Annotated in this window: 10 protein-coding genes; 5 read left to right on the top strand and 5 right to left on the bottom strand. The window is 68.0% G+C overall.

Annotation, left to right across the window (positions count from 1 at the left end; genetic code table 11):
* Positions 1–57: 57 nt before the first annotated feature.
* Positions 58–570, bottom strand: a complete 513-nt coding sequence (locus DMC18_RS00050) for a hypothetical protein (RefSeq protein WP_110121224.1) — start codon at positions 568–570, stop codon at positions 58–60.
* Between the two features lie 86 nt (positions 571–656).
* Between DMC18_RS00050 and DMC18_RS00045 the strand changes: the two genes are divergently transcribed.
* On the top strand, positions 657–1,838 hold the full coding sequence (locus DMC18_RS00045; protein WP_110121225.1) for a low temperature requirement protein A: 1,182 nt from the start codon (positions 657–659) through the stop codon (positions 1,836–1,838).
* A gap of 11 nt (positions 1,839–1,849) precedes the next feature.
* Here the strand turns inward: DMC18_RS00045 and DMC18_RS00040 are convergent, their stop codons facing one another.
* Positions 1,850–2,173, bottom strand: a complete 324-nt coding sequence (locus DMC18_RS00040) for a hypothetical protein (RefSeq protein ID WP_110121226.1) — start codon at positions 2,171–2,173, stop codon at positions 1,850–1,852.
* A gap of 11 nt (positions 2,174–2,184) precedes the next feature.
* Positions 2,185–3,174 carry a prolyl aminopeptidase gene (gene pip / locus DMC18_RS00035; protein ID WP_110121227.1) on the bottom strand — a complete coding sequence of 330 codons (990 nt, stop codon included), beginning with the start codon at positions 3,172–3,174 and terminating at the stop codon, positions 2,185–2,187.
* A 141-nt stretch (positions 3,175–3,315) separates the two neighbouring features.
* Between pip and DMC18_RS00030 the strand changes: the two genes are divergently transcribed.
* The 3 genes from DMC18_RS00030 to DMC18_RS00020 all read left to right on the top strand — a co-directional run bounded on the left by DMC18_RS00030 (position 3,316) and on the right by DMC18_RS00020 (position 5,204).
* Complete coding sequence (locus tag DMC18_RS00030; protein WP_110121228.1) at positions 3,316–3,864, top strand: TlpA disulfide reductase family protein; 549 nt, start codon at positions 3,316–3,318, stop codon at positions 3,862–3,864.
* Between the two features lie 29 nt (positions 3,865–3,893).
* On the top strand, positions 3,894–4,148 hold the full coding sequence (locus DMC18_RS00025; protein ID WP_110121231.1) for a low temperature requirement protein A: 255 nt from the start codon (positions 3,894–3,896) through the stop codon (positions 4,146–4,148).
* Between the two features lie 90 nt (positions 4,149–4,238).
* Positions 4,239–5,204 carry a GNAT family N-acetyltransferase gene (locus DMC18_RS00020; RefSeq protein WP_110121232.1) on the top strand — a complete coding sequence of 322 codons (966 nt, stop codon included), beginning with the start codon at positions 4,239–4,241 and terminating at the stop codon, positions 5,202–5,204.
* Between the two features lie 71 nt (positions 5,205–5,275).
* On the opposite strand, the gene DMC18_RS00015 is transcribed toward DMC18_RS00020, so the two are convergent.
* On the bottom strand, positions 5,276–7,573 hold the full coding sequence (locus DMC18_RS00015; RefSeq protein ID WP_110121229.1) for a TonB-dependent receptor: 2,298 nt from the start codon (positions 7,571–7,573) through the stop codon (positions 5,276–5,278).
* 216 nt (positions 7,574–7,789) lie between these two features.
* On the opposite strand from DMC18_RS00015, the gene ettA reads away from it, so the two are divergent.
* Entirely contained in the window at positions 7,790–9,457 is a 1,668-nt protein-coding gene (gene ettA, locus DMC18_RS00010) for an energy-dependent translational throttle protein EttA (protein WP_110121230.1), read from the top strand.
* 60 nt (positions 9,458–9,517) lie between these two features.
* Here ettA and DMC18_RS00005 read toward each other — a convergent pair.
* A partial coding sequence (locus tag DMC18_RS00005; protein WP_146217923.1) for a M48 family metalloprotease occupies positions 9,518–10,908 on the bottom strand: 1,391 nt, incomplete at its 5' end.

Genomic DNA, 10,908 nt, shown 5'->3' with positions numbered 1-10,908 from the left:
TGAGAGACCCCTCATCCGTCGGCTTCGCCGACACCTTCTCCCGCAGGGGGAGAAGGATCAGTAGGACGACGCCGCCATTTCCGTCGGGGCGGTCTTCGGCGGGCCGGCCACGACTTCTTCCGGCAGGCGCTTGTCGAGGATGTCGCCGTTCGTCGAGGCGTAGCTGGCGCGCGGGGCGTCGGCGGGTTCGGTGGGAGCCATCGGCTGGTCCATGGCGGTGGCGCCGGAGGCCGAGACGATGTCCTGGTCGGCGGGCTCGTAGCTGGCCGGTTCGATCAGACCCATCTCGGGGCCCATGCCGACGAGATCGGCCGAGGTCAGCACCACCGGCGTCTCGTCCTGCGGCGGGCGCAGGAAGTCCTGGCCGATGACGTAGTCGGGCACCTTGCCGGCCGGCCAGACCATGGGCGCGGCCTCGGCGTACTGGCTGCCGTGAACCTCGACATAGGCGCCGGGTTCGGCCTCCTGCGGACCGATCTGCATGGCGACGCCGGCCACCGCGCCCAGGGTCAGGGCGAGGGGGAGGCCGACGATGGCGGCGCGGGTTTTCAGGAGATCGAACGGCGTCATGCGAGGATAGCGCTTCAGCCGCCAATTCGTTCTGGCTAGCTTCCGATTCAGGGCGAAAGTCCGGGCGAAAGAACGAAGGAGCGGACATGACGAGCAGGAAGGGCGGCGGCCTGCTGCGGGCGCGCGAAGGCGGCCATGCGCGGGTGACCTATGTCGAGCTGTTCTTCGACCTGGTGTTCGTGTTCGCCATCACCCAGCTGTCGCACGGCCTGATCGGCCATCCGAGCCCGTTGGGCGTGCTGGAGACGGGCCTGCTGCTGATGGCCGTCTGGTGGGCCTGGGTCTACACCGCCTGGGTCACCAACTGGCTGGACCCCGAGCGGCCGCCGGTGAGGATCATGCTGTTCGTGGTGATGGCCGCGGGCATGGTGCTGGCGATGTCGATCCCGCAGGCCTTCGAGGGGCGGGGCCTGCTGTTCGCCCTGGCCTATGTCGGCATCCAGGTGGGGCGCAGCCTGTTCACCCTGTGGTGCGTGCGGGCCGACGAGGGGCTGCGCCTGAATTTCCTGCGGATCAGCGCCTGGCTGAGCGTCTCGGGCGTGCTGTGGATCGCCGGCGGCCTGGCCCATGACGAGGTTCGCCTGGCCTGCTGGGCCGCCGCCATCGCCATCGAATACGCCTCGCCGGCCGCCGGCTTCTGGACCCCGGGCCTGGGCCGGTCGAAAACCGCCGACTGGACGGTGGAGGGCGCGCACCTGGCCGAGCGCTGCGCCCTCTTCACGATCATCGCCCTGGGCGAGTCGATCCTGGTGATGGGCGCGACGGCCGCGGGCCTGGACTGGACGCCGGCGGTGACGGCGGCCTTCGCCTCGTCGTTCGTGGCCAGCCTGGCCATGTGGTGGATCTATTTCTCGTTCACCGCCGAGGCCGCCAGCGAGGCGATCAGCCATTCCGACGATCCGGGCCGGGTGGCGCGGGTGGCCTACACCTACAGCCACCTCCTGCCGGTGGCGGGGATCATCGTGGCGGCGGTCGGCGACGAGTGGGTGATCCACCATCCGGTCGGCCACGCGGACCTGAAGACCGCCATGGCCCTGATCGGCGGGCCGCTGCTGTTCCTGCTGGGCGGGGTGCTGTTCAAGAAGGCGGTGTTCCGCATCTGGTCGCCGTCGCGGATCGCAGGCATGGCGGCGCTGGGGCTGCTGGCCCTGGCGGCGATGGCGGTCTCGCCGCTGGTGCTGTCGCTGCTGACGACGGTGGTGCTGCTGGCGGTGGCGGCCTGGGAGAGCCTGGCGATCAAGCGGCGGGGTAGGCACCTGGGGACTTGAGGTGGGGGCGGCTATTCAGCCGGCGCCTTCCACCAGGCGTCCGATCGGTACTCTGCCGGCAGTTCGGCTCGCCATGGATCTTTCACGCCCAGGGCTTCGAGCTGGTCGAACCATCGCTCGCGTTTGCTTTCGGGCAACCGGTCGCCACAGAACGCGCAGTAGGAGAGCAACTGGAGCGCACCGCCCGACGGGATGGCGTATTCGTCGAACCTCGGATCGTAGCTGATCGCATCGCAATCGTTCTGGGGATGCTGGTCCATGTGACCCGCAGGCTTCCTGGCGCTCATGCGCGCTCCATGGGGGCGTCGGTAGAACTTGAGAATGAAGTCCAGCATGCGTCCGGTCGTTATCGACCGAACGCCGCGTCCGTCGCACGGACCAGGCCGTCGATGACGCCCGGCTCGGTCGAGGCGTGGCCGGCGTCCCAGACGATCTCGAAATGGGCCGAGGGCCAGGCGCGGTGCAGGGCCCAGGCGCTGGCCAGCGGCGTGACGACGTCGAAGCGGCCCTGGACGATCCAGGCCGGGATGTGCCGGATCGTCTCGATGTTCTTCAGGATCCAGCCGTCCTCGGGAAAGAAGCCGCGATTGACGAAGAAGTGGCTCTCGATCCGCGCGAAGGCGATGGCGAAGTCTTCCTCGTTGAACTTCGGCGGTCGGGCCTCGGGGCCGCGCAGCGAGATGGTGTCGCCCTCCCACTGGCTCCAGGCGTTGGCGGCCTCGGCCTGGACGCGGCGGTCGGGATGGACGAGGCGCTTGTGATAGGCGGCCATCAGGTCGCCGCGCTCCTCGACGGGGATCGGCGCGAGAAAGCGCTCCCAGGCGTCGGGGAACAGCATCGAGGCGCCGTCCTGGTAGAACCAGTTCAGCTCCTTCTCGGTCAGCAGGAAGACGCCGCGCAGCACCAGCCCCTCGACCCGGTCGGGATGCTTGATGGCGTAGGCCAGGGCGAGGGTGGAGCCCCAGGAGCCGCCGAACACGGTCCATTTCTCGACGCCCAGGTGCTCGCGCAGCCGCTCGATGTCGGCGATCAGGCTCCAGGTGGTGTTGTCGTCGAGGCTGGCGTTGGGGCGCGAGCGGCCGCAGCCGCGCTGGTCGAACAGGGCCATGCGCCAGCGGCCGGGGTCGAAGAACCGCCGCATGGTCGGGTTGATCGCCCCGCCGGGGCCGCCGTGCAGGATGACCGCCGGCTTGCCGCGCGGCGCGCCGCATTCCTCGTAATAGATCTCGTGCGGTCCGCCGACCGACAACCAGCCGAAGGAGAACGGCTCGACCTCGCGGAACAGGCCGCGACGGCCGATGGCGGACATGGCTGCGAGGGAAGCATGACGGTCCATGGACAGAACCTAGGCGGTTTGCTTGCCCCTGTGAACGCGCTTCGTCACGGTTCGGTCGTTGTCGAAGGTGGGCGCGAGTAAGCTTGACCGCGAGCAACCCTGGCGATAACGCCGCTTGAGCAGGTGGCGTACGGAGGGGACATGCGGCGGCGCGAAGTGATGGCGGCCCTTGCTGCGATGGGGGCGACGACGGGCCTGGCGACGCCTGGCCTGAGCTGGGCCAGGGGCAAGCAGGCGGCGGTGGGCGACGTCGCCCCGCCGTTCTCGGTCACGACCTTCGATCACCAGGTCATCAAGTCGACCGAGATGGCCGGCGACGTCGTGGTGCTGAACTACTGGGCCACCTGGTGCGGTCCCTGTCGCGCCGAGATGCCGGCCATGGACCAGTTCATGCGCGAGCGCAGCGGGGCGGGCCTGCGAATCTACGCCATCAGCGTCGAAAGTTCGCCGCCGGAGCGGGCCCTGCGGGATCTCGCCAAGGTGCTGGCGTTCCCGCTGGCCAAGCGGTTGACCGGCAAGGGCTACGGCAAGATCGACAACGCCGTGCCGACCAGTTTCGTCATCGACCGCCAGGGCGTGGTGCGCCACGCCGACTCGGGCAGCTTCACCTACGGCAGCTTCTCGCAGCTGCTGAAACCCTTGCTGGCCGAGCCGCGTCCGATCGAGGCCAAGCCGGCGCAGGTCGCCTAGCGGCCGAAAGGTCTGCTATGTCGGGGCTCATGAGCAATACGCCTGAAGACTTCTCCGACGACGAACTGCTGGATCTGCTGAGCGACGACCAGCTGATCGAGCTGGACCAGTCGATCGCCGACATGTTCGGAGCCGAGGGGCTGGACCGGCCGGAGGCGCTGGTGGTGCTGGCGCGCGTCTACACCATGCGGGCGGCCGAGCGCGACGAAGCCTCGGCGCTGGCCCTGCTGCAGCTGGCGGCCGCCATGCGCCGCCGCGCCGAACGACTCAAGCCGCGTCAGTAGGGTCGGGGCGAGCGCTCTTGAGGGCGTCTGGATCATAATGTATAGCTATGTATATAGCTTGCTATGTGTATCCTGACAGGAATGGCGTTCATGACCTCCGACACCCTTTCCGACCTGGGCGTGCTGTTCCTGGGCAGCCGCCTCAAGCGCCTGGGCGACCGGTTGCAGACCGAGGCCGGGGCGATCCTGCAGGCCATGGACCTGCCGGTTCAGCCGGCCCAGCAACCGCTGCTGGCGGTGCTGCGCCGCGAGGGGCCGCGTACGGTCGGGGCCATCGCCCAGCACCTGCGCATCAGCCAGCCCACCGCCACGCGCGCCCTCCAGGCGCTGATCGAACAGGGGCTGGTCGAGGCCAGCAAGGAAGGGCGCGACCAACGCCACAAGCTGCTGTCGCTCAGCCCCGCCGGCGAGGCCGTGATGGACCGGCTGGAAAACGAGCTGTGGCCTCGGGTCGAGGCCGCCGCGATCTCGCTCTGTGGGGGGCGGCACCGGCAGCTGATGGACGCCATCGCCGACATCGAGGCGCAGCTGGATCGCCGGTCGCTTGTCGACCGCACCCTGGCCAACAGCACCCCGGCGCCGCCGATGACCGTGCGCGACTTCTCCGACGACCTGGCCGAGCCGTTCCATCGCATCAACGCCGAATGGATCGAGGAGATGTTCGCCCTGGAGGCCAACGACATCGACCTTCTGTCCAACCCGCGCGAGCGGATCATCGACAAGGGCGGGGCGATCCTGTTCGCCCAGACGCCCGACCTGGGCGTGGTCGGCACGTGCGCGCTGATGAAGGCCAAGGACGGCTGGTTCGAACTGACCAAGATGGCGGTGTCGAAGTCGGCGCGCGGCCGCAAGGTCGGCGAGTTCCTGCTGGCGGAGGTGATCAAGCGGGCGAAGGCCATGGGGGCGGCCGACAGGCTCTACCTGCTGACCAACACCAAGTGCGGGCCGGCCGTGCACCTCTACGAGAAGCTGGGCTTCGAACACGACGCCGAGGTGATGGCCAAGTTCGGGGCGCGCTACGAGCGCTGCGACGTGGCCATGCGCTTCAAGGGGTGATTGGGGGCTGAAACGAAAACGCGGCCGGGAGTCGCCTCCCGGCCGCGCGTCCTTCAGGTTCGAAGGCGGGTTTAGAACGCCTTCTTGATCGTCACGAAGCCCTGGCGGGGCGCGCCCGGCAGCAGGGTCATGGCCGTGCCGGCGGTGTCGTTGTTGACGAAGCCGCCCGAGCCGACGGTCGAGATGTAGTCCTCGTCGAACAGGTTGCTGATGTTGGCCTGGATCTCGAGGCCCTTGGTCCAGCCCTCGCCGTCGAAGCTGTAGCCGAGGGTCAGGTCGGCCACGGTGGAGCCGTCGACCTTCCCGCCGATGTTCTCGTAGGTGTAGTAGCGCTCGCCGGTGTAGCTGACGCCGAGCTTGGCGTAGAAGCCGGCCTGCTCGAACTTCACCTCGCCCTTGAAGATGTTCTCGGGCGTGTCGACCACGGTCTTGCCCGACGTGTGGGCGACGACGGCGCCGCTGCCGTTGATGACGTCGTCCTGGTATTCCGACTTGTTGTGGGTGTAGGCGGCGTAGACCGACCAGGCGTCGCTGACGCGGTATTCGCCGGCCAGTTCCAGGCCTTGGGTCTTCACCGAGCCGACGTTCGACAGCACGGCCGGCAGGCCCAGGATCGGCGAGGCCGTCGAGGCGCTGAGCAGGCGGTCCTCGAAGTTGACGTCATAGACCGCGACCACGCCCTGGAACGGACCCCGGTGATAGCGGGCGCCGGCTTCGAAGGTCTTGGAGCTTTCCGGGTTCAGGGTCTTGGCGACGTAGTCGACGACCGTCTGGCTCTGCGAGGCGAACGGGCCGGCCGTCGCCGCCGAGACGTAGGCGGCCATGTTCTCGGTGTAGCCGCCGAAGAACTCCAGGCCGCTGCCCAGGTCGTAGACGAAGCCGACCTGCGGCAGGAACGTGTCCTTGCTCTCGATCTTGCCCGACAGCGCGCTGCCGACCACGGTCTCGACGCTGTTCTCGACCTTCACCGCCTTGAAGCCGAAGTTGATCTTCAGGGCCTCGGTGACGGTCCAGCTGTCCTCGATGTGGCCGGTCAGGGTCTTGGTCTCGAAGCGGTACTGCCACTGGGTGGCGAACGGGTTGGCCTGGAAGTCCAGCGGATCGCGCGACGGGGCCGAGGCGGTCTCGGCGTAGTAGCGGCGGGCCTGGTTGAAGTGGTTGGTCTCGGTCCAGAAGCCGCCGCTGATGGTGTGGGCGCCCAGCTCGACCGACAGGCCGGCGATCAGGCCGCCGCGGTCGATGTCGTACTCGGTGGTGCGGATCGACAGCGGGGCCGCGTTCGAGCCGGTCGTGCCGAAGCCGGGGCTGGCGACGTAGGGCGTGTACCACAGGCCCTGGCCCTGGTTCTTGTGCTGGTAGGCGGTGGCGTCGAACTTCACGCGGTCGCCGAAGGGCAGGCTGAGGCTGGCCCCGTAGAGATCGTCGTCACGGATGCCGGCGCCGGCGTAGTAGGCGTCGTCGACCGAGGTGAACGGCGAGGGCAGGGCGGTCCCGGTCTGGTAGGCGCGGGCGGCGGCGATCGCCAGGGCCCAGTTGGGCTGGGTGTTGTCCCAGTCGCGGCCGAGACGCTTGATCATCTCGAACGACATGTCCTGGTAGTCCTGCTCGCGGCGTTCCGAGCGGTGGTAGAAGCCGGTCAGTTCGCCTTCGCCGATCGGCAGCACGGCCTTGGCGTCGTACTGGCGCTGCTTCTGCTCGCCGCCGCCCTTCCACTTGTCGCTCTTCTGGTCGGCGATCGAGACGTAGGCGCGCAGGCCGCCCAGTTGCTCGATGGCGCCGGTCTCGAAGCGGCCGAACACCCGGTGCATGGCCTCCGAGCCGCCGGTGAGGTTCAGCTGGCCGCCGAGCGTCTCGGACGGATCGCGCGAGAAGAACTGCAGCGTGCCGCCCAGGTTCGAGGTCGAGGCCACGCCCAGCGCGCCGGCGCCCTGGGCCAGTTCGACCTTGCCGATGTTCTCGCTGGCGACGGCGCGGCTGATGTGCAGGCCGTTGTGGTTGCCGTAGCTCATGTCGCCCAGCGGCACGCCGTCCAGGGTGAAGCCCAGCTGGTTCTGGTTGAAGCCGCGGATCGAGATGCGGGTCGACCATTCGTAGGCGCCGAAGGCGTCGGCCGACTGGAACGACACGCCGGGCAGCTTGGCGATCGCCTTCAGCGGGCTGGAGCCGGCGGCTTCCAGGGCCACGGCCGTCGCGTTGATCGTCTGGACCTGGCGGCTCTGGCCCTGGCCGATGACGATGACTTCTTCGACGGCGGTGGCGGAGTCGCCAGCCGGGGCCGGCGCGGGTTCGGCCGGCGTTTCGGCGGCCAGGGCGGGAGCGGCCAGCAGGAGCGCGCCGAAGGCGGCGCTCAGCAGAAGAGCGGATTTCATTTTCTATCCCCTGGTGCGCCGGGCGGGGAGATCGCCCAGGGCGCGTCTAGAGGGCTCGCCTAACGTTGATCGGCGACACCGCGACGACGGTTATTTGTCGGCTCGCAGACAGTCTGGCGACGAATGCGTGAAGGGGCCGCGATTGCGCAAACCGCCCCCAACCGCTATTTGAGCGCCCGACCCCCGCACCCCGACCCGAGAGACGAAAAGCCCCTCATGGCGCAGCAATACATTTTCCAGATGCAGGGCCTGACCAAGGCCTATCCCGGTGGCAAGAAGGTCTTCGAGAACATCTGGCTGTCGTTCTACTCCGACGCCAAGATCGGCGTCGTGGGCGTCAACGGCTCGGGTAAGTCCACCCTGCTGAAGGTGATGGCCGGCCTCGACAAGGAGTTCTCCGGCGAGGCCAAGGCCGCCGACGGCATCAAGCGCGGCTATCTCCCGCAGGAGCCGGTGCTGGACCCGACCAAGGACGTCTGGGGCAACGTCATCGCCGACTGCGAAGACAAGCACGTCTTCGACAAATACAACGCCCTCGCGGTTCAGCTCGGTGAGGAATACACCGACGAGCTGATGGAGGAGATGACCAAGCTCCAGGAGATCATCGACGCCAAGGATCTGTGGGATATCGATTCCAAGATCGAGATGGCGATCGACGCCCTGCGCTGCCCGCCCAACGACAGCAACATCGAAAACCTGTCGGGCGGTGAGAAGCGCCGCATCGCCCTGGCCCGCCTGCTGCTCAGCAAGCCCGACATGCTGCTGCTCGACGAACCGACCAACCACCTGGACGCCGAGTCGGTGGCCTGGCTGCAGCACCACCTGGAAGACTTCCCGGGCTGCGTGATCCTGGTCACCCACGATCGCTACTTCCTGGATCAGGTCACCAAGTGGACCCTGGAACTGGATCGCGGCAAGGGCATCCCCTACGAGGGCAACTACTCCGGCTGGCTGGAGCAGAAGCAGAAGCGCGTCGTCCAGGAGCAGTCGGAATCCGAAGCCCGCCAGCGCGCGCTCACCCGCGAACTGGAATGGGTCCGCTCCTCGCCCAAGGCCCGTCAGTCCAAGTCGAAGGCCCGCCTGGCGAGCTATGACGAAATGGTCGCCGCGCAGGAAAACGCCCGCGCCGCCCAGACCCAGGCCCACATCCAGATCCCGCCCGGCCCGCGCCTGGGCAACCTGGTGCTGGAAGTCGAGGGCCTGGAAAAGGAATACGGCGACAAGGTGCTGTTCAAGGACCTGTCGTTCCGCCTGCCGCCGAACGGCATCGTCGGCGTCATCGGCCCGAACGGCGCCGGCAAGTCGACGCTGTTCAAGCTGATCACCGGCCGCGAACAGCCCGACCAGGGCAAGGTCAAGGTCGGCGAGACCGTGAAGCTGTCCTATGTCGATCAGTCGCGCGACGCCCTCGACCCGAACAAGACCATCTGGGAAGAGATCAGCGGCGGCACCGACGTGATGGTGGTCGGCAAGCGCGAGATCAATTCCCGGGCCTATGTGGGCTCGTTCAACTTCAAGGGCGGCGACCAGCAGAAGAAGGTCGGCCTGTTGTCGGGCGGTGAGCGCAACCGCGTCCACCTGGCCAAGACCCTGGCCACCGGCGGCAACCTGCTGCTGCTCGACGAACCGACCAACGACCTGGACATCGAAACCCTGCAGGCCCTGGAAGAGGCGCTGGAAGAGTTCGCCGGCTGCGCCGTGGTCATCAGCCACGATCGCTGGTTCCTGGACCGCCTGGCGACCCACATCCTGGCCTTCGAGGGCGACAGCCACGTCGAATGGTTCGAAGGCAACTTCGAGATGTACGAGGAAGACAAGAAGCGTCGCCTGGGCGCCGACAGCCTGATCCCCAAGCGGATCAAGTTCCAGAAGTTCGCCCGCTAAGGCGGGAGGAGCTCCTCGAGATCGAAGCCCGCCGGACCGGATGGTCCGGCGGGTTTTTTCTTATTTGCCGGCGGGCTTGAGCAGCGAGCGCAGGTCGAACGGCGAGACCGACTGGTCGTCCTTGGCCGTTTTCGGCGTCGCGCCCCAGTAGGCCAGGTCGTGGAACTGCTGCTTCTGCTGCTCGGTCAGCTTGCTCTGGTCGAGGTCGCTCAGCGCGTCCAGGCAGTCGAGGATGATCTGCTCGCGCTGGCTGGCGCGGCATTTGCCGATGATCGGCCCGGCCTCCTTGAACTTGTGCCCGCGCACCAGGATGCGGACGTCCTCGGGCAGGAAGTAGTCGTAGTCGCCGGTCTTGCTCCGGCCCTCCGTCACGATCGTCTGCGCCTGGGCCAGGCTGCCGCGCTTGGCGTAAAGCCTGGCCAGTTCGCGATAGGCGTCGGGCGACACGTTCGGCGAGGAGCGGGCGGCCTCCAGGTGGGTGACCGCATCGCCCGGCCGGTTCTGGGCCAGGGCCACCCGCGCGGCGACCAGCCGGATATAGGCCTCGCGTTTGAAGGGCGTGTTCAGGGCGATCTGGATCTCGCTCGCGGCCTTGGCGTACGAGACCTGCGGATCCTCGCCCTGCACCGGGTCGAGGGCGTTCTCGGCGTTGCTGGCGGCGCGGGCGGCGCGCACCGCCTCGGCCAGTTCGGTCAGGCCCATCAGGCCGGTGGTCTCGGCGACGATCTTGCCGCTGGCGGGCGTGATCTGGGCCCTGTCGTAGGCGGCCTGGCGATAGCGCTCCATGCCCTCCGACCGGGCCTTGGCTGAGCGGTGGTCGCGGCTCATCCAGTCGATGGCCTGGCTCTTGGCCTCCTCGATCAGGCTCTTCTTCAGGGCTTCGCCCATGGTGTTGGCCGCGGCGCTGAACTGGCCCTGGTTGAGCGCGGCCTGGTACTGCGGATCGGCCAGCAGGGCGGAGGCCTTCTTGCTGAGGCCCGATTTGACGGCGTCGACGCGGTCGTCCATCGCCTTTTCGCCCAGCGCGAACTGGGCCGTGGAATAGCTCCAGCGCGGCTGGTAGCCGGCCAGGGCGGCGACGTCGTAGCCCGCGGCGTCGGCCTCGTCCTCGAGCATCCGGCCCCAGAACGGCATGGCGATCTTGTCGACCAGGAAGCGCAGGCGGCGGTGGGCCTCCTTGGAGTCCTCGATCCGTTCGCGCATGTCGGCGTTCACGCCGGGCTCGGCGTAGCGCATGTTGGCCTCCAGCACCGCGCCGCGCTGGTAGAGCGAGGTCATGCTCTGCAGCAGCTTGCGCTGGCCCTCGGCGGCCTCGTCGCGACGGCTGTGGCCCAGGGCCAGGTGGGCGTATTCGTGGCCCAGCAGCCAGTAGAGGTCGTTGTCGGTCAGCTGGTCGGTCAGGGTTCCGGGCGTGGTTCCCTCGAACACGCCCAGCCAGACGGTGAGCGTGT

It is taken from the genome of Caulobacter sp. D5 (assembly GCF_003185805.1).
Lineage (GTDB): Bacteria > Pseudomonadota > Alphaproteobacteria > Caulobacterales > Caulobacteraceae > Caulobacter.
This window is presented reverse-complemented; position numbering and strand designations above follow the sequence as displayed.